Raw genomic sequence first — 24,047 nt, 5'->3', positions numbered from 1 at the left:
TTTAACAATCATAGTACTCATTACTTTGCAAATTCCACTAAGACTTTTTCTCAAGATTGGGTTTGTAAAAAGCATCTCAAAAAGGAACTTTGTCTATTGTTTTTGAATTTCTTTATATAATCGCTCTACATTTTCTTTTGTAAAAAGTCCTGTTCCTTCAGCCATTGTAGTGGCAGATCCACACGCGATTCCCATGGACAGGACTTCTTTATAATTTCCGCCTTGTATTAACACAGAAACCATTCCGGCAACCATGCTGTCTCCGGCACCAACAGTGCTTTTCACTTCTACAGGCGGCGCCTCAATCCTAATTTTTTCGCTTGCTGAAAATAAAACAGCTCCTTGAGAACCCAATGACACTATTACAACCTCAGCTTTACCCTGCGAAATGATAAGCTGGGCAGCTTGATCTACATCAGTTTCTTCCAGCTTATCTTTTCCCACTAAAAAGGCAAGTTCCCCAATATTCGGTTTTAATAAAAACACCCCCTCTTCTACCGCTGTTTTCAGAGCTTCCCCTGATGTATCAATAATTACCTTACTTCCCTTTGACTTACACATCTTAACAAGCTGTTTCATAAAATTTGAATCAGTTCCTGTAGGTAAACTGCCGCTAATTACTACAAAATCAGGAAACGGATTCACTTCCTCAACACTTTTTAAAATTTCGTTTTGCTCTTCTTTTGTTAAGAGTTCTCCAGGAAATCCAAATCGATACTGTTTGTTACAGGCTGTATCCAGAACAATAAAATTTTCCCGCGTTTCTGAAGTGACATAGAAAGGTCTTATATTCAGCTGCTCGCCTTGAAGCAAACCTTCCAGTAACTTGCCGGTTCTGCCTCCTGAAGTAAAAAAGGCATCTGAATTTACTCCTAATCTTTTTAGGGCTCGAGATACATTAATTCCCCCACCCCCAGCTTCATACTTGGGAGAATTACAACGTAATTTTTTTTCTGGAATTATATTTGAAACACTGCTGCTCTTGTCTACGGACGGGTTCAGTGTGATGGTTAAAACAGATTTTTTCATTTCTTAATTTTTAGAATACTATAGAATTATAATAGGTCTAATAACCGACAAATCCGTTGGACACATCCAAAGGTTAGTAACAATGGACAGCTCAAAAATTATTGATTCTATTATTCAAATTTCAACAATAAACCATACACTGCCAAATATTTAATCTGATCAACATCATATTTCATCGTGATGTAGATCATCTTATCTTCAATAAGGTTTCCTGACCTTTGAAATATAAATTTATAACAAAATGAAAACAAATGCAGAATTACAAAAAGATGTTCAGGACGCTATTAAATGGGAACCCCTACTAAATTCAGCAGAAATCGGAGTTATTGTAAAAAACGGAATCGTAACTCTTACAGGAACTGTAGATAGCTATGCAAAGAAATTACAGGCAGAGCATGCCACAAAAAACGTCTCAGGAGTAAAAATTCTGGTAGAAGATATTGAAGTAAAATTGCCAGATCCCCGGTCAAAAACTGATGTCGAAATTGCCGGTGAAATTATAGCTGCATTTAATGCAAACTCATTTATTCCACAAGAAAAAATAACTGTAAAAGTAGAAAACGGCTGGGTAGATCTTGATGGTGAAGTGTCTTGGGAGTACATAAGGGATATTACAGAAAATGCCATCAGGTATCTTCCCGGCGTCAAAGGTATTTACAATAATATTACCATTAACCCCGAAATCCAGAACACTGTTGAAAAAAAAGATGTAGAGCAGGCTCTTAAAAGAAGCTCAATTGACAGTAGTGAGATCAACGTATCAGTATCCGGAACAACAGTCACATTAACCGGAAACGTCCACACCTGGCATCAAAAGGAAGAAGCAGGTCGCATCGTCTGGAAAACTCCCGGTATACAAGATGTAAAAAATGAGTTAACAGTGGATTATGAGTACGATCTATAATTCATTACTAATTCTTAAACGTTCCGGATTGTACATTTTGTCTATCGGCTGAAAATATTTCTGCAAATATCAATAATGGACAATCTAACTATATGAACATTATAAACATCATATCGTGGAAACCTATTTTAAAAAAAACTTCAGTATTGTAGGCAATATAGCTTCATTCTCCAGCCGCTTTTTTAAAGAAATTTTCAAACCGGGCTTTGAGTTTAAAGAGTTTACCCGACAGTGTTTTGTTGTGGGCTATCAGTCATTAGCATTAGTGACCATAACAGGTTTTATCATGGGGCTGGTACTCACCATACAGTCGCGTCCTGCTATGGCAAGGTTCGGAGCCGAGTCTATGATACCCGGTATGGTTTCGCTGTCATTAATAAGGGAGATTGCTCCTGTTATTACGGCTTTGATTTGTGCCGGAAGGGTTTCATCAGGAATTGGAGCAGAATTAGGATCCATGAAAGTAACGGAACAAATTGATGCCATGGAAGTTTCAGCGATCAATCCCTATCGGTATCTGGTCGTAACCAGAACCCTCGCTACAACACTAATGATTCCGATTTTAGTACTATATGCCGATCTGATTGGAATCATGGGTGGTTTTATTGGTATCAATATGCACAGCGAAAGCAATGTAGAACATTATTTTTCAAACATATTTGAATCCCTGGAATACACAGATATTTTACCGGCGATCATCAAAACCTTTTTTTTCGGTTTTTTTATCGGGATTATTGGCTGTTATGAAGGGTTTAATGCTTCGGGAGGCACAAAAAGTGTAGGAAAAGCCGCAAATTCAGCCGTAGTTTTAGCCTCATTGATGATATTTATCATTGATTTGATAGCAGTGCAGGTAACCGACCTATTTTTTGAATTGTAATGGAAAATAATAAAAATTTACTTATCGGGTATGACCAGTCAGCAACCGACACATCACTGATAGAATTTAAAAATGTTTACAAATCTTATGGCAGTAATAAGGTGTTGAACGGCATCAGCTTTACCGTTAAAAGAGGCGAAAACCTGGTCATATTGGGAAAATCAGGCTCAGGTAAATCCGTAGCTGTTAAATGTCTGGTCGGTCTCACTAAAGTGGATAAAGGGGAAATATTTATATCTGGAGAAGATATAACAAAGCTCAATGAGGAAGAACTAAATCAGATCCGGATGAAAATTGGGTTTCTTTTTCAAAACGGAGCCTTATATGATTCTATGACAGTCAGACAGAACTTAATTTTTACCCTACAGCATAATAAAAAAAATCTTACTGAAGAGGAAATGGAATCTGCTGTTATAGAAGCGTTACAAAACGTAGGACTGGAAGAAGCTATTGATCAATTGCCGGCAGAGCTGTCCGGAGGAATGAGAAAGAGAATAGGACTGGCAAGAGCATTAATCATTAAACCGGAAATTATCATTTATGATGAACCGACCGGAGGTCTAGATACCATCACAGCCCGTGGAATCATTGAGCTCATCCGAAATATCGGACTAAAATATAATACCTCATCCATTATCATAACACATGATTTAACCTGTGCAAAGTATACTGGTGACAGAGTCATCGTCCTGAAAGACGGTCTAATTAAAGCCGAAGGTAGCTTTAAAGACATAGAAAACAACGCCGATGATTGGGTAAAATCTTTTTTTGAAAAATAAACAAAAACAGCCATGAGCAACGAGTCATCAAACAACTGGAAATTGGGAATTTTTGTCACAGCAGGCATCCTTCTTTTCATAACAGCCATCTACTTTATTGGGGTCAACAGAAATTTGTTTGGTTCTAATTTCGTCTTGCGATCAGAATTTAAAAATGTCAGCGGGCTGAAACAAGGTAGTACGGTACGTCTATCCGGAATTAACATCGGAACAGTCAGCAAAATAGATTTTGTTTCAGATTCATTGGTTTCTGGTAAAGTTATTAATCAAAAAGGATGTTCAGAAATATATAAAAACTGATGCTGTTGCCCGTATAGCATCAGACGGGTTAATGGGTGATAAAATTCTTATTATTTCACCAGGTACCACTTCCTCTACGATAGTAAAGGATAATGATATGATTACCTCTTATAAAACCATTGAAATAGACGACATCTTTTCAAGTGCAAAGAAAAGTGCTGATAATACAAAAGCAATTACCGATCAGCTTGTTGAGTTCAGTGCAAAAATGAATAATAAGAATAGCCTGTTGACAAAAATAATGACCAATAAAGATTTTGCTACCAGCATAGACAGGACAGTAGAAAATCTACAGATAAGCTCTCAGGAACTGGCAAAATTCACCCCCATACTGAATAATAAAAACGGAACGGTTGCAAAAATATTTACCGATAAGAAATGGTCAGATAATATTGAAACCAGTATTTCTAATCTACAGAACAGCTCCCGTGAAATAAGTATTTTTACTACAAAACTCAATGATAAAAATAATGTGCTTTCTCAGCTATCTTCCAACTATACTTTGGCTATTTCAATAGAAAATACACTTCGTAACCTTGAAAAAAGTTCTGATGAGCTTATACAATTTACTTCAAAAATAAATAATGATGAGAATGTGCTATCCAAGCTTACTAATAATCCCAAACTTGGCAGATCTGTAGATTCCACGATTATCAATATTGGGAAAGGTGTCGATGAACTCAGGGAAATAGAAGCCGCCGCGAAGAATAACTTTTTGTTAAGAGGCTATTTTAATAAAAAGAAAAAAGAAGCTGAAAAAGAAAAAAGATAATTGTTGTTAATCCATTCAAAACTATGATCCATTTATTCTGACCGCCATGCCAACCTACTACAAAACTCACAGAAAAGAAATCGGCCTCATCATTGGGCTCTTACTCAGTGCATTGAGTTTTATAATTAATCCTTTTACATTATCCCATCACGCCAATCAGGTCCTTTCTGTCGCTGTTCTTATGATTGTCTGGTGGATATTTGAAGCGGTGCCTATGGCTATTACCGCTTTAATACCTCTTGCTTTATTTCCGGCTTTTGGTGTTTCTTCCATAAAAGAAGTCGCTGAAAGCTATGCAGATCCAATCGTTTTTTTATTTATGGGAGGTTTTTTCATTGCAATAGCCATTGAAAAATGGAGCCTTCATAAAAGAATAGCCCTTGGCATTATAAAAATCACAGGAACCAATGGAAACCGTATTATCCTCGGGTTTATTATGGCAACGGGCTTCCTCAGTTTATGGCTCAGTAATACCGCAACAACTATGATGATGTATCCTTTGGCTGTATCAGTCATCCACGTCGTTAAGAATCACAATAAAAATGAAAAAAATACACAAAACTTTTCTTTAGCACTTCTCCTTTCTATAGCTTATGCCTCCAATTTTGCTTTGGGTACTGTCATTGCCACCCCGCCAAATGTTGCTTATGTGGGATATATTAAAGACAGGTTCAATTACACCATCGGTTTCTCTGACTGGATGGTACTGTTTTTGCCGCTGACTTTAGTTTTATTATTAATCCTTTATGGAGTACTTGTCAAAATAATGTATCCTAATAATGTTCAACACAATAATGAGGCCTCAGACACGATAAAAAAATCCCAACTTCAGTTGGGAGCAATAAGCAGACCCGAAGTGCGGATCCTGCTGATTTTCATTTTTACCGTTTTATTATGGATTTCAAAAGACCTGTTAAACAATTGGCAAAATTTTGTAATACTAGATGACACGGTTATTGCCCTATTGAGTGCCATTCTTTTATTCTTAATTCCATCCGGTAATAAAAATAACAGAAAACCTGAAAGACTACTGGTTTGGCGTGATACTCAAAAGATGGCCTGGGACATACTGCTGCTATTTGGAGGAGGGATAGCATTGGCCGGTGCTCTTGAGGCATCACAATTAGCCAATGAGTTGGCCAGCGGCCTGACCTACATTACTACAGATAATCTTCTTTTAATTATTCTGACAATATCTGCCATTTCTATTTTTTTAAGCGAAGTGATCAGCAATCTGGCTTTAGTGATGATTCTTTCACCCGTTGTGACTACTCTAGCCCTATCCTTACACATTGATCCCCTTCTACTGGGAATTCCAATGACCTTAAGTGCAAGCTGTTCATCTATGCTTCCTATGGGAACTCCTCCAAATGCAATAATCTTTGCAAGAGGCAACATAAAAATTCAGACGATGATGAAAACAGGATTTGTTCTTAATATTATTTGTATCATCATCATTTCGTTGGTATGCTGGTTCTTTATCCCCATGATGCCGGGTATGAAATTATGAAATCAAAAGGATCATATTACATTAATCCTCTTTTATTTTAGGCTTGATTTCTTTAACATACATCATCAAGCTCTCTTCAATACAGTCGAAAGCTTCTTCCTTATTTTTAAAACCAAATACCTGTACGGCTTTTCCTTCCAATTTTTTGTATTCTTCGAAAAAATTCTGAATCCCATTAATGGTGTAAGCAGGCAGGTCTTCAATATCATGAACATCCGTCAAGGAGGAATCATTTTCGACTACAGCTATTATTTTATGATCTTTTTTATCCTCATCTGTCATTTCCAGTATTCCTATCACTCTTGCCTCAACCAAGGTTAGCGGAACGAGGCTTTCCCAACATAAAACCAAAATATCTAGTGGATCTCCGTCACTGTAGTAAGTCTGTGGTATTATCCCATAATTGGCAGGATAATACATAGAAGATAAAAGAATCCTATCCAGTCTTATCAGTCCTGATAGTTTGTCGATTTCGTATTTTGTATGGCTGCCACTGGGTATTTCAATAACAGCTGTAACTATTTGTGGCAGATGCTCTCCGGGAGAAACATCATGCCACGGGTGTTGATTTCCTATCATTATCGTAGTATTGATTTTTTTTAGCTAAAAGAAGAGCACTCCTGAATAAATGCCCTTCTTTTTGTGAAATTTTTTTAAACAAACTGCATGCTGCGCTAATCGTCATGGTTATTAATTTGCTTGTGTAAAATTCATTAAATTATTCATTCCAAGAAATGATATCAGTCACTAAAAAAATGATATTGCCAGGTGAAGACACCGGTTTAAAACCAGTCCTTTTTTTAAAGGTAATTATTACCACACTTGCTTATCATAGTTTCATCTTTTCTTTCTTTTTACATATTTATAGACTTCAAACCATAAAATAGAAACAGCTGCGATGAAAACAGTCATCCCCAATTCGCTTATATTGAGCGTTGTTACTTTAAAAAATAGAGAAATTGGCTTTACGTATAATATAACTAAAAGCATCATTAGAACTAAAGCAGAAATGCCGATGAGTAAAGGATTTCGGTTTCTGAAACTTTCCAACACACTATAAAAGAATGATCGATTGACAAAACTCAGTAATATATTGGCAAAGATTAAGGTACTGAATACCATTGCCCTTGTCTTCTCTTCATCACCTCCGTTTTGAAACGAGAACTGATAGGCAAATAAAACCCCGAGGGTGATCATCACCCCTTGAATAATACTGATTCCCAATTCATTTAAACTTAAAAAAGTATCTCCCATAGCTCTTGGAGGCTGTTTCATTGTATTTTTTTCCATCGGCTCATTTTCATAAACAATAGAACAGGTGGGTCCCATTACTAACTCAAGAAAAATGATGTGAACAGGAGTAAATATATGAGGAAATACCCATCCCAAAAACAGAGGTAAAGAAACCGTCAGTATTATAGGAATATGAATGGAAATAATATACTGAATCGCCTTTTTGATATTAGTATAAATTCTTCTTCCTGCAGCAATTCCAACAATTAGTTTTTCTAAATCATCATTAGTAATCACCAGTGCAGCAGCTGATTTGGCAATTTCTGTTCCTTTATTTCCCATTGCTACACCAATGTGGGCAGCTTTTAGCGCGGGACCGTCATTAACTCCATCTCCAAGCATGGCTACCACTTCCCCCTTCTTTTTCAGGGCATTTACTACCGCAAGCTTGGCATCGGGAAACATTCTGGTAAACAAAACTGTATTCTCTGAAATCTGCATAAGCTCTTTTTCAGAACGGTCTATAATATCACTGCCATTGATTGCAGGAGCCTCATTTTTAATTCCTGCCTGAAGCGCAATCGCATTGGTTGTATCTGCATTATCGCCGGTAATGACTTTTACCTTAATCCCGGCATCATAAATACTTTGAAATACCTCTTTTATTCCTTTTTTTGGAGGATCATAAAAGACAGTCAGTCCTAAAAATTCAAAATCAAAATCCTGTTGGCTTTTTGGAAAGCTGTTTCCTTCAAAGTGCGACTTAGCGACTCCCAATACGCGATAGCCTTGCTGTCCAAATGTTTTTATAATATCTCTGATCTTACTTTTTCCTGCCTCTGAAAGCTTAGAAACACTAAGAATAGCTTCGGGAGCGCCTTTCGCGGCAATGATTCTCTCTTTACTTGTGTTTTCAAAAAGATGGGTCATCATAGGCGGTTTCCCTTCAAGCGGATATTCGTGAAACATCTGATATTCTTTTCTTAGATCATTCTGTTGAGTCTGCTCATACGTTTTGTGCAGGGTTATTTCCATCGGGTCAAAAGGGACTGGCTCACTGCTCCACATGGCATAATCAATCAGTTCACTTAAATCATCATTTTTAAATTCCTTTTCTCCATAAATCCTGTCGGAAACGTAATTGTATAAATGTTGAAGTTTCATTGAATTTTCAGTAATAGTACCTGTTTTATCGGTACAGATGACCGTGGTACTTCCCAAAGTTTCTACAATACTGCTCCGTTTGATGATAATTCCTTCACGCATTAGTTTCCAGGCACCCAAAGCCATAAAAGTTGTAAATGCCACAGGAATTTCTTCGGGAAGTACAGACATTGCAAGTGTTAATCCACTAAGAAGGCTCGTTACAAGATCTCCGGTTTTAATATAACTGAAGATGCAAACCATCAAAAAAATAACAATACCGATAACTGCCATCCATTTTACAAACTTCCGGATCTGGATTTGTAGTGGTGAAATTTCTTCTTTTATATTCAGTATTGATTCTCCAATTTTGCCGACACGTGTTTCTTTGCCTATTTTATTTACTTTAAAAACAGCTAACCCCGAAACCGTCATAGTTCCGCTATAAACAAGATTGTCCTCAGATTTGTTATCCTTAAAAACTGAAAAACTTTCGCCGGTAAGCGAAGATTCATTCACGGAAAAATCATTACTGTGTACAATTACTCCATCAGCATTGATAATCCTTCCTTCTTCTATGATGCATAAATCACCTACGACAATTTCATGGGTCGGAATTTCTACTACTTTCGAGTTTCTGATCACCATACTTAAAGGTTCGTTGAGTTTCTCAAGTTCTTCCAACGCTTTTTTACTACGGTTATCCTGATAAAAAGATATGGCGGTCACCGCCATAATTGCCACAAACATAAAAGCAGCCTCTCCATAATCTCCCACAATCACATAAATAATTGAAATAATGATCAGTAAAATCAGCATCGGTTCTTTTAAAATACCAATAAGCAAATCAAACCAGGTGTTTTTACGGATAGCTTCCAACCGGTTATATCCATATCGTTGTCTGGAAGCTTTCACTTCATTTTCGGTAAGACCTGTAAGATTTTCGGGCAAGTTGTAAGACATATCAAATAAATAGGTTATCTAAAAATAGGCAATTATTTATATATAAATTGAATTTCCCTGCCTAACCAGTATCAGGTTTCATCGTGATACTGATCATAGTATATTCTGGAAAGTTTCTGGAATTTTGAATGATCAATTAAGATACAATGAAAACAAATGCCGAACTACAAAAGAATGTTCAGGATGCCATTAAATGGGAACCATTATTACACTCAGCAGAAATCGGAGTCACTGCAAAAGACGGTGTGGTTTCTCTTACGGGAGAAGTTGATCACTATGTTAAAAAAATAGAGGCAGAAAATGCTGCGAAAAAAGTTGTTGGAGTAAAAGTCTTAATAGAAAATATCATCGTGAAATCTCCAGATTCCTTATCAAAAACCGACAACGAAATTGCCTATGAAATTTTAGAAGCTTTTAAATCGAATGTATTTATTCCGGAGAATATGATCAAAGTAATTGTTGAAAACGGGCAGGTAACTTTAGAGGGAGAAATGCAGTGGGACTATCAGAGAGAAATTACAAAAAATGCAATCCATTATCTTCCGGGAGTAAAAGCGATTATCAATCATATTAAAATCAAATCAGAAATAATAGATGTTATAAAACAAAAAGATATTGAAAATGCAATGAAAATGAACTGGGTAGTATACAATAGTGACATTCATATAAATGTATCCGGCACTACAGTGACTTTAACAGGAACAGTAAATTCCTGGCATCAAAAAGACGAAGCTGAGCGCATTGCATGGAAAACTCCGGGGATACAACATGTAGATAACGGGTTATTCGTAGATTATGAATATTCAAAAAATGGTTTATCTTCTGAGCTGTAAGACTCCAATTCAATCGGTGTACCGGAACATTGAAAAATTGCCACGAAATTACATCTAATGAAGTATAGAGTAACGTTTAAATAGCAATTGAAATTTAACATCATCAGGAAATAACTCATAAAATCCTAACTACATATGTTTTTCAGCAGGTATGATGAGCAAAAACAGACAGGAGCAAAAGGATAGATTGAAGAGAACATTATTATAAAATTCAACTTAAAAGCTGATTAGAAATAAAATTATTGAGCGAAAAGACAATAGATCGCCCGTATTCTAATTGGTCAGGTCGTTATTCTGAATTTTTCTTCTGGTACTCTGGATCTCGTCTTTAAGCTTTCCGAATTTGTAAGTGATGTTAAACCCAAATGACCTGTAGTAATACCTCACGTAATTATTTTGATAGAAATTGCATGATCTGATAAACACCCGTATTATTCCTTCATTATTTTTTTTGTTATGACCTGCCCTTTGCTGTTTTTAGCCGTAATGATGTACATACCGGCTGGGAATGCGGAAATATTAACTGACACACTCCCATCTTTCTGATGCCATACCAAAATTCCTGAAACGTTATGGATTGCTATGCTGTTTAATTGTTCCGAAAAATACACCATGTCTTTAGCCGGATTCGGGTAAATCCCGGTTTTTTTGGATGAAGCCTCTGTGACAGATAGGGAAGCCGGTGCCAACTTTATAACTGGTGAGGAACTTGCTGAAGTTACGTAAACATTTCCCTGATTATCCAGCGTTACACTTACCGGATGATAAATGTATGCGCTAATGGTCTGGATATTAGTTCCGCTATTGTTCATTTTTTTCACTACATTGTTGATATGATCTGCTATATATATGTTACCAGAAGCATCCACTGCAACTCCATATGCATACTGAAAGCCGGATCCTAGTTCCTGCACGGGTCCGCCTGTGGCATTGATTCTTTTAATCTTATGACTTCCATCTGCTAGGTAAACATTCCCGGCAGCATCCACGGCAACCTGATTCGGATTGAAGAAGCCATTGCCGAGTATCGTATTATTTTGGCCGGCGCTATTAAATCTCCGAACAACACCATTTCCGGAATCTGCCAGATAGATATTTCCTGCCGTATCTACGGTAACTCCATGCGGACTGTTCATACCGCCATTGACTATGGTCTGCAAATTAGTACCGTCGGGAGTCATTTTTTTAATTTTATTGGTCTGCGTTTCCGAAACCAGAATATTACCTGCCGCGTCCAGGGCGATTCCCATAGGCTCCTGGAAATAGAGCCCGACGATCTGGATGTTTCCGCCGACAGGGTTCATTTTTTTTATAAGATTATTCAACCGGTCGGCAACATAAATGTTGCCGGAAGGATCTACAGCTACCCCATTTGAGGAGTTGAAATCGCTGCCTAGATTGGTCTGTGTGTATAGCTGAGCACCTGCCTGTGAAGGGCAAATGCAAGCTGCAATGAGAAAAATGTAATTAATTAAATATATTTTCATTCTTTTTCTGTATAAAATATGTTGTAAAGATAAGGTAAGTATAAATTCATATACTATTTATTTACCTCCTTTCTATCAGAAAAAAACTGATGTACATAAGAGTCTTATTTCTCTTCTGTTTTTAACATGAAAGTTTTGATTCAAATGATTTTCAACAACAGATTCTATGTGAAGAAACCTAACCAAGTGGTTCGGCGTAGCCAATTAGTACTCTTCCTAAATTTTTTCTTTAATACTTCTCAGGTCACGTTCTCTCATCAGTTTGGCAAGAAAAGGACATACGGCTCTTATTCCCTTTGCCCCTAATTCTCTGGCTATTATGACAATTTCACTTATTTTTAATTTTAGAAATTAAATTGCTAAAGGTTCACAATTATTCTATATTATAAAAATTACTAAATAAAAATGAACTTTGTAATTCTTGTTTAATTGCAATCAATCGAAGCAAATAGTCTATAAAAGTATTTGAAGATACGCTCATCTTGGTCACAAACAGCCAAATGGCGTCACTTTAAGACAAGTTGCGCCATTTTTATTTATTTTGAAAATGTTTATCCAGATTATTACTTTTAATTTATTTACGACTCCAATGAAACCCACCTTTTAACGCTTCAAAAACTGCTATCAATCCCGATGGTATTTTCTTCTCTTCCGCTGCATCAAGCTTAAGATTTGAAGCTATCCTTCTTCATCTCCTTTTTCGACTAGCACTACCAATCCGGATTGATTACCAAAGTTTTGCCTATTGCCACCAAAAACAATATAATCCAAAACCTGATCAGCCATTGCAGGTATTGTAGTACTTAATTTTCAACTACCTGACAAAATCTACATACCCTTTATGAGATCATAAAAATGGAGAATATTTCGACGTGTAATCACATTGCAGGTAGTGCTCCTATTTGTGTCAGTAAATTAAGCATATCTGGTTGTCCTTATTTCTTCTATGATCTCGTTATCAGACAAACGGTAAAAATTCATTGCGCTAACTGCAGTCGGTTTTCCTGTTGCGGATACACCCAAAAAAGTTTCTTTATGGGTTCCTTCCATCGTGAACCTAACCGCCCCTTATCATTCTTAGAGATCGTTTCTTAAATACTCCACTGAATATCCGGAAAATCACTGCGCATCATTCCGATAATGGTTAATTTGGGCACTCCTATTTTTTTGACTGTCAAAGGCTCGGTTGTTATAAAATAAGGATAATCGGGCGCCCTGCTTCCATTTGGATTTCCCATACTGCTCAACCCATCAAGTACGACAATACTCCTATCACTAATAAAGCGATAAGCGCCAATATTCCTACGATGATGTAATTTTTCCTACTCATTAGTTTTTTAATAAGGTAAGTCGTATTGGTTATACTTTTTAAGTAATGACAACTGTAATTTCCGTAATTGCAGTTAGGCTAATTTACTTTATTTTTTATACTACATTGTCATTTGAAGCCAAATAATTCAACTCAACGCCAATTCGTTACACTAATTATAATTCCTATCCAACAAATAAAAAAATTTCTGGCAGTATTGGCGGTTCGGACTAAAAGCAATATTTTTATTAGATGATTACTTACATTAGCTGTGATAAAGCTTTTTTGTCTGCTAAGTTTTTAAATAATCTCATCCATCTCATATTGAATCTATCATAAATGGCCAATAATCACAAATCAATTTACAGTGCACTTGCTGCCAATCTGCTTATTGCGTTGACAAAGTTTATTGCAGGAACATTTACCAACAGTTCTTCGATGATCTCTGAAGGAATCCATTCAACAGTTGATACCACCAACCAGCTGTTGCTTTTGTATGGCTTGAAAAGAAGTAAGAAAACAGCCGATGAATCTCATCCTTTTGGATATGGCAAGGAAATTTATTTTTGGTCTTTTGTTGTTTCTATTTTAATATTTGGTTTGGGCGGTGCCTTATCCATTTATCAGGGAATTTCACACATTTTGGAGCCTGAATTGATGAAAGATCCGTTCTGGAACTATATTGTGTTAGTTCTTTCCCTCATTTTCGAAGGAACTTCTCTGTTTATCGCCGTAAAAGAATTCAATAAAACCCGTAACGGTACAAGGTGGTGGGATGCAATCATCAAAAGTAAAGATCCTGCGAGCTTTCTCGTTGTTTTCGAAGATGGTGCGGCGGTGGCAGGACTTATCGTTGTCATGATATTAATGGGGATCAGCCATACATTTCAAATACCTGAGTTGGATGGACTTGCATCGGTCATTGTTGGGTTGATATTGGTATTTGTCTCTTTCATACTGGCAAGGGAAAGCAGAAGCTTATTGATGGGAGAAGGAATCGCTCCTGAAACAAGAGAAAAGATCGCAAAACTGGCTGAAAAAGATGCCGCTGTAGTGAGAACAAAAAGTATATTATCTACGTACCAGTCACCAGAAGAAGTTGTGCTAATGCTGATAATAGATTTCGAAGATCATCTTGATACTGAAGAGATCACTGAAGCCATACACCGCATTCGTGAACATATAAAAAATGAATTTCCATTAGTTCGGTTTGTCATTATTCAGCCAGAATAAGTTAATCAAATTGTTCATCTCAATCTTAAGATAGATTCTAAACTTATTGGTTACCTTATATTCCATTATATGGTTTTCCAAAGATAATTCCATATAAAGAAACCAAAAATAAAACAGCTATAATGATTAAAAAAACGGGGCTGTATCGGAATGCCATCCCTTTCTTTTGAGTATACCCGTAATTAATGTATGTGCCTATTAAAAAAAGACCTGTAAATAAAAGTATAAAATAATTTGCCTGCATATAATAATGTTAAATTTAGTAATATCCTATCAGATTATTCATCCACAAATTTTCTGCTTTTTTTTTAATTGCTGAATTTTATTCTGTGAATTTTTCCAAATCAATTCACAGAATGCCACGACATGCTCTTCTATATTATTTTACTTTGTCAATCCTTACTTCAACAGGATAAATTGATGCTTTCCCAACCTCAAATGAAACTTCCACCTTGTCATTCGTTGTAAGTGGTTTTCCTTCATTATCATAAAATATTGTTTTATCAGATCCTCGTCCTACCTCTTCAGGAACAAAAACAGTGTTGTGCCCATCTTGTTTCCAATCCATCTCTATGGGAGTAATTGTTTCGCCATCATCCCCGGGTTTCTGTATTAACATATACTGTTTGGGGTCTGTCAACATAAACCGTCATTCCTGCAGAATAATTCAAATAGCCTGTAATAGAAAAACGTTTTCCTTCATTTGTTTCTTTGTCAACGACAATTTTTTGTACTGCCGTTTTTGACGATTCGATAGGCGTCCCTTTTTCACGGTTTTTACCACTTTCAAAATACGAGCATGAGTTGACCGTTGATAGCATTCCTGCAATTGCTGCTGTTACAAATAATGTTTTAGCTTTCATGTGAATTTGTTTTTGTTAATGATGTTTTTTGATATTGTATACGACTTATTACTGTCCTTATTTTTTCTTATCCTCAATATATCCCGAATGAATTCGTTAACTACTGTTAAGTTAATCACAAAGGTTTTTTCCAAAATTTATTGCCTGCCGAATAAATTTCCAATTTTTCCATTTTCTCAATGTAAGATTTTTCAAACATTGATAATTTAATTTCTGTTACATCTACCGATTTGGATGTTTTATTTCCCCGTGAATCAAAAGAGATCTCCTCTTCTTTATGATCCTCTTTAAAAAGATAATAGTAGAAGACCTTTCCTTCCCAATAAGAAGCATTGGAATCATCATCAACGGCAACTTTCTTGCAGTTTTTACTGAGGTATTCTGTGATCTTATTATAGTCAGCAGTATTTTTTGAAGTCTTCCCCACTTCCAGATACATTAAGTGGCCTTTACGGTCTTCTACCATATCCATTTTTGGGAATGTTACCGTATTTAAAATAGCTATCTTGTCTTTTTCAGGATCATAAGCTACCGTTTTGTAGCCATATCCAAATATTTCGGTTGGTTTTTTGTCTCTCACCATCCAGTCATTGGTTGGCTCTAAAGACAGGTCGGTAGGCAATCTCCCATCCGTTTTAAAGTAACCTAAGGTATCTTTTACAAAAAAAGCATTATCTAAAAGATTCAAGGCTTCTTTCTTGTCCATACTTTTAGGGTCTGTCGAAATGATCTCATTGGTCTTTTTAATTTTGTTTTCATAAAATTCTGAGGCATTAAAATCACCCGATATTTTCGCCAGATCAACAGTTTTATTGTTTTGAGAATGGCAAGATGAAAGAAGGAATAATGCAAAGAGTAAGGAGATTTTATTGCTCATAATCCATCTGATTTAATTGTTTATTAATTTTTTCATAGCTATACTTAAATAACCAGTTTTTCTTTAATACCATTTTAAATAGTATATCCATTATTTAAAATAATTGACATTTGTTTAATCATAAACTGGAACTTCGTATATGATTAACATATTTTATACCAGAAGTTTAGTTTATAGATAATAAAAAAAAGAATTAACAAAATGTAGGATCAATATTGAGATAAAAAAATAAGTTGAAATCCTATTATTAAAATCAAAATCCTGCAATTTTATAGTCTCTTCCTTTTACCAACCCGTAAAAAAGTGAATTCCTAAAACAAATATTATTTTTTCCAGTGTTGGTATTGGCTAAATTTTCTTTAGTATGTTGAGATGAGGGTGCATTTAACAGATAATTTTATCATTGCTTTATATTTATTAGTTTATTTTTAATAAATCATTTAAGAAACAACTTTAAATTTACCAATTAATATGAAAAACATCACCCGTTCACTGACTGTTCTTGTTTCAATGCTAATCTTCACTTCGTGCCAGCAAAAAACTACAAAAGAGCAGAATGGTAAAGAAGATAATTCTGTACTACAATCAGAGCTTTTAAACTATACAAAAAAAATTAACGTTCAGGCAAAAAAAGACAGCAGCAATTCCGAAAAGCTAGAGAATGCTAAACTTGAATATACATCCAAAGTAAATTCAATTAAAATATGCAATAATTGGAAGGGCAAAATTACGTTACTCGATTTAGATGAAGTGGAAGATTATTCAAAAGACACAGTTGTTATGAGAATAGGTATTGAAAATAATTATGATAAAGGTGATCAAGATTATTTTTCTTTCGTTGAAGTAATGCCCATCCCTAAAAATGGAAAATTATATAAAAAACTGAATAGCATTAAAAAGAACAGTGATATTGTATTCAGCGGAAAAATCTTGGGTGTAAAATTCAATAATATTACCCCTGGTTATGAATTCAGTAATTTTTTTATCGCAACTGAGTTTTCTGATATAAATCCAGTAAATAAATAGTGGCAAGACAGGAATTGCCTATTAATAAAAACTCCCATGTTTTAAATCTGTTCTTTAATCGTACTACTTTTCTATCTTCCTTAAGTCAAGTAAGAACCACAACTAACGAAATTTTTATTGTCATGTCTATAAGTAAATTTATGCCTAGAAAAAGAATAATAATGATTACTAAAAGTTCCAGTAAATGGAGATCAGTATATGATATTATCCTTTGTCGCATTTCAAAATATTTGGTTGTAAAGTACTCCGAAAAAGTACGCATTTGTTACTGTAAGCATTATATTTAACTTATTTTTAACATTCACATTCTATGCTAATATGTTAAAAACACTAAATTAGCATTAATAATTTTTTTTCATCATTTGTGTTTTATCCCTCATATCTTAATTTGAGGGATTTTGCTTTTTTAAGCAGCTACTTTTTCAGGTAAAAATGATATAACTTACTTTTATCATAAATATTAGGTTATTAAATTACCCTATTTGAATTAGTCTCACCGCCATTTTTGTTTGAAATAAAATCCGGTCACCATTTCTAAAAAAATGAATGAGTACTATTATGTAACAACCTTAATATATCAAGCCGCTGTTCTGAATAAGTTTTTGTTCTATTTGTATAGGAAAGTAGTTACGCTGCATTTGTTCTGATATCAGTTTCGTAACAATTAAATTATAAAACTACTTTAAATTGTGAGCAATATTATTTAAAATCTTTTCAAATAAAGAAAAACTTCTTTACGTCATAGGGAAATTGGTAACTTCAACATCATGAGCCAACTGAAAGACCAGTCCTCTCATGGTCACGTCTTCAGCAATATGTAAAAGCAGAAAACCGATCAGAAATTGCCACCAGTTTACATCCAGCACTAATATTGGCAATACAATAAACAGGAAGTAATAAGGGCTCTTGCAGAAAATAAATTAAAATCTTCCAGCTTGGGAGGCTCGCTCTGATGAGCGCCAATTTTTTTCTGAAAAAACTTTACATAATCCTTATGGAATACCCATAAAAGGGATACCCAGCTGTAAATTGGAAAGTCATACCCATGCTGATATCGCTGAATGGGATTCATTCCATCTTCTTCAGCAATCCTGATCAATCCTGAGGCTACCTAAATATCTTCATTGTGCCCGGGCTATTTGTATATGTGTGGTGAACCACATTATAGGTAATGTTTCAATTTTTGTGACATGACATATTATGTTGGTACCTAACGGGAACAAAGCAGATATGATAAAATCGGGTTTGGAATAAGGAGAGTATTGATTTTTGCGGCGCATTATCGGATTGCCCATAACTCATTAATTGTTAATTTATTATATTTCGTTCAACACACATTATTTTGACCTGTTATAGCTGGTCCGTAAAAATTAAAAATGAATACAAAAAGGCTCTTACTCCAACGGATTCGTACATATTCAAACTTTAAATTCTTATAATAATCAGACACCGATTTTACAGCATAGTCTTATGGTTGTGTGTTTATTCTGGGTTAGGAGATTTGAATTTTTGAGTAGTGGTGTGTTATCTTCAGCTTTGCCAATTATTACTTTAACATATTTCTAATCGATTATGAACCGATAAACAAAAAAGAGCCTACTTAAATAAGCAGGCTCTAGTAAAATCTAGTTTTTCAACTAGCAGTATTAAGACATAAATATTAAAAATAAAAAAGGCAGTCTCAAAAATTGAAACTACCTTATAATTTGAAAGATATATTTGTAAGTGATTTGTATCTTAATAAATTCAAATATCATACCGTAATTTTTTCCTATCTTAGTGAAAAATTTAATTATGGCGGCCAACAACGAACAATTAGCTTTTTAAAAGCATGTTTTGAACGCTTCACCAAAAATGAAAAACAAGCATTTTCTAATAAGAATATGTTCATTTTTATGCAAACCATAAGAGAAATATATGCGGATAATTTATTTGTTAATCCCTATTTCAAAAGAAAATTCATAAAGATTGAATTTTAAAGAAGACAAGCAAAAAATAACAGAGATTATGGAAAAAGCTCTTTTTCATTATTAAGAGATACCATAAGGCAAAAAGGTTTAGCAGAATCAAAGTCTTTGAAAGAAAAAGAAAAAGAAGAAGTAGATCAAGAACGTATGGCTCATAAAAATGCACCGTGGTCTGTGAAAAAAGGAGGTTTTATATTGCCTGTTTACAATCATTCTCTTTCTATTTCATTAGGGATTTTGTTTGTTTTGAGTCTTATATTTCATTTTACGGGAAGCCTGAAAAATTATGATGAAGAACAAAGTATTTTGTTAATTCTTAATTTTGGTTTGAATCTTTTCAGAACTGGCAAAGTGAATTTCTTGCCGTAGCATCGTTGGTTATCCTTTCAATTTGGTTCAGAGAAAAAGGATCTCCCCAATCAAAACCTGTAGATGCATCTTATGACGAAAATTAAATGTAATTGGGTCATAAAAATATGAACACAGAAATATGAACAATATTTCTCTTTATTCTTTTAAATTAAAAGGAGTAAAGTTTTTAAAATTATTAATAATGGGAACAATCCGTCTATATAAATTTAAGGATTCGATCAGTAGAAAAATGCAATTTTTAAATAAAGAATCTAATCTGGATGATCTTGATGAGTCAATTCAAACAAAATTGCTGGATGTTGAAATTGTAACAGAATATGTGATCAATATTTCCAACGATTTTATCTATGAAAATGTATCATATAAAGAATTGATCCAATTGTGCAGCTCTGCAGACCAAACTAAAGAATACTATTTTGTAAAAAATAATCGTGGTTATGATTTGATATAATTGCAAATTAATGGTCTCGATTTAAAAACGGACAATACCTTAAACTACTTAAAGAAGCCGAGGACACTTTCAAGTGAAATTGAATGATTAATATAAGAAAGTTAGTCTTCACTTTTAGCTTAAGCCCTGCTAGTGAAAAAGTCAACCATTTCTTTATTAATTTCCTAATTTAAATAAGCAATTATTTTTCCTATTTTCATCGAGAGAATTTCCCCAAAAATAAATACTATATTGGATCAGTATATTTGTCTTTTTCACCTTTATTAATGTTTTTTCTTCCTAACCTAATTTAGATGAGTTTTTAAATCAAGAAATTTTCTTTCAATATGATTAGTTTCTCTTCTTTTAGTACTATGAAGACGTTTAGGAATAACTTAGGATAGATGTATATATTTTAACTGGATTAGCAAAAAGCAATGTACCTGTAACACATTGTAGAGTTTTGGTAGTTATTCTTCCAAATTTATAATCAATTATTTTTTTGGTCTCTCGGCAATACGCTGTAACTACCCAGCGTTCATTACTTTTGTTTTGGGTGTGGGTTTTTAATTCATCAACTTCGATGGTAACGCCTATAGGAAATTGGACACTTAACAATATTCGAAGCTATTTTAAGAGTTTTTTAAGTATTGTCGTTTTGCTTATACTTAGTAATTTACCTACTCCATTTATACCAACGCCCTCTGCTTTGTTATAAGCTGCTATGATTAAAACACCTTTTTCCACTACTATCCATAAAAGTCCACACCTTTTACCAACTCCACATCTAAACGGTTACTAAAAGGAGAAATTACTTATTGAATTACTTCAAAATAAAACTCATAATACAAGATTCTATACCTTAGAGTCTGGCTAAATTTAATTCAAACATTTCAAAAAGCAGTATTAATTTTTAACGCAAAGATATAATTCAATAGTGCTTATTATGAAGTGGGCAAAGATGAATCAACAAGTTGATTTGATGAAGCGCTGTTTTCACGCTTTGTGAAGCAAATTTTATTTGCCTTTGCTTTCTAAAATAATGCGGAATGTAAATATAATCTTTGCGTTAAAAATAAGAGTGTATTCCATTTGAAAGAAGCTTAGGTCTTTTGATACAAAACTTTTATTCTCAAGAAAATATAAAAACCATATTTCAAACAGGGTTACAAAAATTTGTAATATAAAATTTAAACAGGCTCTTAACTAAAAATTTTTGTAACATTTCCGGTTGGATGTTTACTAAAGTCTAAAAGGATAAATGAACAACCTAAACTTCGATGAAATTTATCATACCTATTGGAAAAAGATCTTTCGCCTTTGCATGGGTTATGTAAATGATGATGACATGGCTAAAGATCTGTGTCAGGAAACTTTTATCGCCGTTTTCCAACAATTGCCAAAATTCCGACAAGAAGCTGCTGTTGGAACTTGGATTTACAGAATTGCCTCGAATATTTGTCTAAGACAAATTCATCTCGAAAAGCGAATGCCCAAAAACGAACTTCCTTATCAGATCAAAGATCTTTCAGAAAAAGATAGTAAGCTTGAGCAAGAAAAGATGACAGGTTTTCTTTATCAATGCATTTCTGAATTGCCGGAGCTTGAAAGAATTATCATTTCTCTGGAGCTCGAAGAAATGAAACAAGCGGAAATCGCAGAGGTGGTAGGGATTTCTCCTGCCAATGTAAGAGTCAAAATTCACAGAATCAAAGAAAAATTAACCGAAAAGTTTAGAAAATATGGAACCCAATTATAATTTTAAAGACATTTGGAATAATAAAAAAACGGAAATTCCGAATATTAAAGAAATCAAAGAAAAAGCTAACTTATATAGAAAAAAACAGATACGTGCGACCATATTTCAAATTCTTTCTTTGTGTGTTTCAACGGGAATGATAATCTGGGTTTGGTTTAGATTTCCAGATCTACATATTCTTACAAAATCAGGAATGATCTTAATGTTTATTGCCCTTGGAATATACATCTTCCAGAATTTTCAGAAAATAAATATTATTAGCAAAATAAATCCCTCCCTTAATAATCAAGAATATCTTAAAATCCTAAAAATTCTGCAACAGAAAAATTTCTATATGCAGACGAAAGGGATCAATATTTATTATATAATTCTCTCTCTTGGCTTGGCTTGTTACCTTTTCGAATTCACAATGAGAATGTCTTTAATGGGAGGATTATTAACCTACGGACTTATCTTTCTCTGGATAGTAATCTCTTGGGTTTTCATCAGACCAAAACAAGTCAAAAAACAAAGAGATAAACTAGAGACCGTTATCAATGCTCTGCAAAGTTTGGAAAAAGGTTTTGAAGAATAAAATTAGGTAACGGTTTAGATGTAAGGTAATTAAAAACTCCACATCTGAACCCTTACCCCAATATAATTAACTGATTTTTAACAGTCATCTTCTCTGCTAATGTTTTGAAAATACTTATATTAGCTATGAAAATAAATTTTTTTTCATCATTTGTGTTTTTATCCCTCATTTATTAATTGTGAGGGATTTTATTTTTTAATAAGTTACTTTCATCTTCAAGCGGGTAACGTTTCAGATATTAAATTCACATATAATCATTCCAGTTATTTATAACCTAAAAAATTCGAATTGCTACATCAAAGGATATCATTATTCAATTTATATTTATAACAGCTATTGCTTTTACGGGAATTTGAGTATTCGATCAATGAATAAATAATCCTGAATTACTAAATATTGAATAGTCAGAAGCTAAAAGTAAAGTTATTCTCACCCCTGCCCGAATCTCTTGTAAAAATTAAAAATGGCTGTCTCCAAATATGTGACAGCCATTTTTCTATATCTCCTTTTTATTTACCTTTATAGTAATCCAATTCATGTGAATATTGGAGATTAAATTACCGGTGCAGCCGGAAAATCTACAGGAATATTGGTCAACGCATAGATATAATTAGTAATGGTTTTATCTCCAACTACCAATACAACATCTATTAATGAACCTTCGCTATAACCTGCCGCATAAAAATTTTCAATTGACTGCTCATCGGCATGACCTTTATTTTCTGCAATACTTTTAGCCAATTTAGCCAATGCATCCAATTTTGTGTCAAAACTTGCCCCTCCTTTACGAATTTCCACAATCTGTTCATCTGTAAACCCTTGCATTTTAGAAATTGCTGTATGAGCAGCCAGACAATAAGCACAATCATTTACCTGACTTACCACTAAATTTATCACTTCTTTTTCTTTAGCTTTCAGAGATGTCTTTGCTCCTGACAGAGCTAGATAACTTCCTAAAGCATTTTCAGAATGCGCAAACACTGCAAATAAATTGGGAACACTTCCGATGTTCTTTTTCAGAGTATCGAATAATACTTGATTGGTTTCTGACACCTGTTCTCTTGTTGGTACTTTTACTGATTTCATATTATTTTCTTTTTTTAAGTATGTTATTGAATTATTAATTATTAGCCTTTTATTATCTCGCTTTTATTTCTTTTAGCATTGCCTTTTTACCAAATTGTGTTATTAAAAATAATGAAGCTCCTAATCCGATAATGTCTTTATACAAAAACAGGCCGAGGAAACTCATATATTTTACACCATTTACATCAACCAATGAATCCGGCGTAGTTATCAACATTGTACTTGTCGTAAAAAACATTATAATGCCTATTGCTCCTCCTATAATTCCAATCTGTGGCTTGAAAAATCCTATTATTATAAGAATCGCAGCTATGACTTCAGTTAAACCGATAAAGTCAGAGCCCACATATGTTCCCAACAATTTAAAATGCCAGCTTATTAATGGACTGTTTGTGACAAGTGGTACAATTCCGTCTGCACCCGGTATGGTCATTTTATATGATCCTGCCCACAAAAGCATTACAATCATACCGATGCTAATCACGAAAAAAGGAAGATTCTTCTTGCTGATCCATGCAGCAAACCTTACAATAATATTATGTTCCTTTTTGTTCATTTGATACATGTTGCCTAATTCTAAGTTTTTCATTTTGAATTGTTTTGTTAATGATATATATTTTGATAGGACAAAGATCAAACAAAACAAAACGGAGAAAAAGGCCGGAAATGCCCAACGTGAGGTCAATTTTTCCCGACATGGCGATTCCTGATTGCCTTC

General features: G+C 34.2%; 26 protein-coding genes and 1 pseudogene. 14 read left to right on the top strand and 13 right to left on the bottom strand.

Annotated elements, in window-relative coordinates:
* Positions 1–93: 93 nt before the first annotated feature.
* Positions 94–1,029 carry a 1-phosphofructokinase family hexose kinase gene (locus J3D55_RS10995; protein ID WP_259131052.1) on the bottom strand — a complete coding sequence of 312 codons (936 nt, stop codon included), beginning with the start codon at positions 1,027–1,029 and terminating at the stop codon, positions 94–96.
* Between the two features lie 241 nt (positions 1,030–1,270).
* On the opposite strand from J3D55_RS10995, the gene J3D55_RS10990 reads away from it, so the two are divergent.
* From J3D55_RS10990 to J3D55_RS10965, 6 genes are all read left to right on the top strand, one after another.
* Positions 1,271–1,933 (top strand): BON domain-containing protein, encoded by a 663-nt coding sequence (locus J3D55_RS10990; protein ID WP_259131050.1) that lies wholly within the window; start codon positions 1,271–1,273, stop codon positions 1,931–1,933.
* Positions 1,934–2,048: 115 nt separating this feature from the next.
* Positions 2,049–2,813: an MlaE family ABC transporter permease gene (locus J3D55_RS10985; RefSeq protein ID WP_259131049.1), complete on the top strand. Its 765-nt coding sequence runs from the start codon at positions 2,049–2,051 to the stop codon at positions 2,811–2,813.
* Positions 2,813–3,592 carry an ABC transporter ATP-binding protein gene (locus J3D55_RS10980; protein WP_259131048.1) on the top strand — a complete coding sequence of 260 codons (780 nt, stop codon included), beginning with the start codon at positions 2,813–2,815 and terminating at the stop codon, positions 3,590–3,592. Before J3D55_RS10985 ends, J3D55_RS10980 begins: the two co-directional genes overlap by 1 nt.
* A gap of 12 nt (positions 3,593–3,604) precedes the next feature.
* A complete protein-coding gene (locus tag J3D55_RS10975; RefSeq protein ID WP_259131047.1) occupies positions 3,605–3,892 on the top strand; it encodes an MlaD family protein in 288 nt (95 codons plus the stop codon).
* A complete protein-coding gene (locus J3D55_RS10970; protein ID WP_259131046.1) occupies positions 3,822–4,664 on the top strand; it encodes an MlaD family protein in 843 nt (280 codons plus the stop codon). Before J3D55_RS10975 ends, J3D55_RS10970 begins: the two co-directional genes overlap by 71 nt.
* Before the next feature lie 46 nt (positions 4,665–4,710).
* Positions 4,711–6,174, top strand: a complete 1,464-nt coding sequence (locus J3D55_RS10965) for an SLC13 family permease (protein ID WP_259131045.1) — start codon at positions 4,711–4,713, stop codon at positions 6,172–6,174.
* A 21-nt stretch (positions 6,175–6,195) separates the two neighbouring features.
* Here J3D55_RS10965 and J3D55_RS10960 read toward each other — a convergent pair whose 3' ends face one another.
* Together J3D55_RS10960 and J3D55_RS10955 are read right to left on the bottom strand one after the other, a co-directional pair.
* Positions 6,196–6,753 (bottom strand): inorganic diphosphatase, encoded by a 558-nt coding sequence (locus tag J3D55_RS10960; protein WP_259131043.1) that lies wholly within the window; start codon positions 6,751–6,753, stop codon positions 6,196–6,198.
* Positions 6,754–7,011: 258 nt separating this feature from the next.
* Entirely contained in the window at positions 7,012–9,513 is a 2,502-nt protein-coding gene (locus J3D55_RS10955) for a cation-translocating P-type ATPase (protein WP_259131042.1), read from the bottom strand.
* A 146-nt stretch (positions 9,514–9,659) separates the two neighbouring features.
* Here J3D55_RS10955 and J3D55_RS10950 point away from each other — a divergent pair, with 146 nt between their 5' ends.
* Positions 9,660–10,346, top strand: a complete 687-nt coding sequence (locus tag J3D55_RS10950; protein WP_259131041.1) for a BON domain-containing protein — start codon at positions 9,660–9,662, stop codon at positions 10,344–10,346.
* 431 nt (positions 10,347–10,777) lie between these two features.
* Here J3D55_RS10950 and J3D55_RS10945 read toward each other — a convergent pair whose 3' ends face one another.
* The 3 genes and pseudogenes from J3D55_RS10945 to J3D55_RS22525 all read right to left on the bottom strand — a co-directional run bounded on the left by J3D55_RS10945 (position 10,778) and on the right by J3D55_RS22525 (position 12,883).
* The gene (locus J3D55_RS10945; RefSeq protein ID WP_259131039.1) at positions 10,778–11,596 is read right to left on the bottom strand and encodes a T9SS type A sorting domain-containing protein; all 819 of its coding nucleotides are present in this window, start codon (positions 11,594–11,596) and stop codon (positions 10,778–10,780) included.
* A gap of 60 nt (positions 11,597–11,656) precedes the next feature.
* Positions 11,657–11,833: pseudogene (locus J3D55_RS22530) on the bottom strand (SBBP repeat-containing protein); the annotation flags it as partial.
* 915 nt (positions 11,834–12,748) lie between these two features.
* Positions 12,749–12,883, bottom strand: coding sequence for an ester cyclase (locus J3D55_RS22525; RefSeq protein WP_374759486.1), 135 nt, complete (start codon positions 12,881–12,883; stop codon positions 12,749–12,751).
* A gap of 598 nt (positions 12,884–13,481) precedes the next feature.
* Between J3D55_RS22525 and J3D55_RS10940 the strand changes: the two genes are divergently transcribed.
* Entirely contained in the window at positions 13,482–14,375 is an 894-nt protein-coding gene (locus J3D55_RS10940) for a cation diffusion facilitator family transporter (RefSeq protein ID WP_259131037.1), read from the top strand.
* A 379-nt stretch (positions 14,376–14,754) separates the two neighbouring features.
* Here J3D55_RS10940 and J3D55_RS10935 read toward each other — a convergent pair whose 3' ends face one another.
* The 3 genes from J3D55_RS10935 to J3D55_RS10925 all read right to left on the bottom strand — a co-directional run bounded on the left by J3D55_RS10935 (position 14,755) and on the right by J3D55_RS10925 (position 16,115).
* Complete coding sequence (locus J3D55_RS10935) at positions 14,755–14,943, bottom strand: hypothetical protein (protein ID WP_259131036.1); 189 nt, start codon at positions 14,941–14,943, stop codon at positions 14,755–14,757.
* 25 nt (positions 14,944–14,968) lie between these two features.
* The gene (locus tag J3D55_RS10930) at positions 14,969–15,238 is read right to left on the bottom strand and encodes a hypothetical protein (protein WP_259131034.1); all 270 of its coding nucleotides are present in this window, start codon (positions 15,236–15,238) and stop codon (positions 14,969–14,971) included.
* A 115-nt stretch (positions 15,239–15,353) separates the two neighbouring features.
* Complete coding sequence (locus tag J3D55_RS10925; protein WP_259131032.1) at positions 15,354–16,115, bottom strand: hypothetical protein; 762 nt, start codon at positions 16,113–16,115, stop codon at positions 15,354–15,356.
* Between the two features lie 471 nt (positions 16,116–16,586).
* Between J3D55_RS10925 and J3D55_RS10920 the strand changes: the two genes are divergently transcribed.
* The gene (locus tag J3D55_RS10920; protein ID WP_259131030.1) at positions 16,587–17,141 is read left to right on the top strand and encodes a hypothetical protein; all 555 of its coding nucleotides are present in this window, start codon (positions 16,587–16,589) and stop codon (positions 17,139–17,141) included.
* Positions 17,142–17,875: 734 nt separating this feature from the next.
* Here the strand turns inward: J3D55_RS10920 and J3D55_RS10915 are convergent.
* The gene (locus J3D55_RS10915) at positions 17,876–18,019 is read right to left on the bottom strand and encodes a hypothetical protein (RefSeq protein ID WP_259131029.1); all 144 of its coding nucleotides are present in this window, start codon (positions 18,017–18,019) and stop codon (positions 17,876–17,878) included.
* Positions 18,020–19,216: 1,197 nt separating this feature from the next.
* Between J3D55_RS10915 and J3D55_RS10910 the strand changes: the two genes are divergently transcribed.
* From J3D55_RS10910 to J3D55_RS10905, 3 genes are all read left to right on the top strand, one after another.
* Entirely contained in the window at positions 19,217–19,477 is a 261-nt protein-coding gene (locus tag J3D55_RS10910) for a DUF6766 family protein (RefSeq protein ID WP_259131028.1), read from the top strand.
* Positions 19,478–19,482: 5 nt separating this feature from the next.
* Positions 19,483–19,563: a DUF6766 family protein gene (locus J3D55_RS22330; protein ID WP_310467502.1), complete on the top strand. Its 81-nt coding sequence runs from the start codon at positions 19,483–19,485 to the stop codon at positions 19,561–19,563.
* Positions 19,564–19,661: 98 nt separating this feature from the next.
* Entirely contained in the window at positions 19,662–19,931 is a 270-nt protein-coding gene (locus J3D55_RS10905; RefSeq protein WP_259131027.1) for a hypothetical protein, read from the top strand.
* A gap of 363 nt (positions 19,932–20,294) precedes the next feature.
* Here J3D55_RS10905 and J3D55_RS22520 read toward each other — a convergent pair whose 3' ends face one another.
* A complete protein-coding gene (locus J3D55_RS22520) occupies positions 20,295–20,528 on the bottom strand; it encodes an IS1 family transposase (RefSeq protein WP_374759485.1) in 234 nt (77 codons plus the stop codon).
* Between the two features lie 643 nt (positions 20,529–21,171).
* Here J3D55_RS22520 and J3D55_RS10900 point away from each other — a divergent pair.
* The gene (locus tag J3D55_RS10900; protein WP_259131026.1) at positions 21,172–21,669 is read left to right on the top strand and encodes an RNA polymerase sigma factor; all 498 of its coding nucleotides are present in this window, start codon (positions 21,172–21,174) and stop codon (positions 21,667–21,669) included.
* On the top strand, positions 21,653–22,243 hold the full coding sequence (locus J3D55_RS10895; protein ID WP_259131025.1) for a hypothetical protein: 591 nt from the start codon (positions 21,653–21,655) through the stop codon (positions 22,241–22,243). The genes J3D55_RS10900 and J3D55_RS10895 overlap by 17 nt, the downstream gene beginning before the upstream one ends.
* Before the next feature lie 552 nt (positions 22,244–22,795).
* Here the strand turns inward: J3D55_RS10895 and J3D55_RS10890 are convergent.
* Both J3D55_RS10890 and J3D55_RS10885 read right to left on the bottom strand, forming a co-directional pair.
* The gene (locus J3D55_RS10890; RefSeq protein WP_259131024.1) at positions 22,796–23,329 is read right to left on the bottom strand and encodes a carboxymuconolactone decarboxylase family protein; all 534 of its coding nucleotides are present in this window, start codon (positions 23,327–23,329) and stop codon (positions 22,796–22,798) included.
* Positions 23,330–23,381: 52 nt separating this feature from the next.
* On the bottom strand, positions 23,382–23,918 hold the full coding sequence (locus J3D55_RS10885) for a DUF417 family protein (RefSeq protein ID WP_259131022.1): 537 nt from the start codon (positions 23,916–23,918) through the stop codon (positions 23,382–23,384).
* Positions 23,919–24,047: the final 129 nt, after the last annotated feature.

Origin of the sequence: Chryseobacterium ginsenosidimutans, from assembly GCF_024807225.1 — a bacterium.
Taxonomy (GTDB): Bacteria; Bacteroidota; Bacteroidia; order Flavobacteriales; family Weeksellaceae; genus Chryseobacterium; species Chryseobacterium ginsenosidimutans.
Note: the sequence above shows the minus strand (reverse complement) of the source record. Positions and strands in the feature narration are given on the sequence as shown.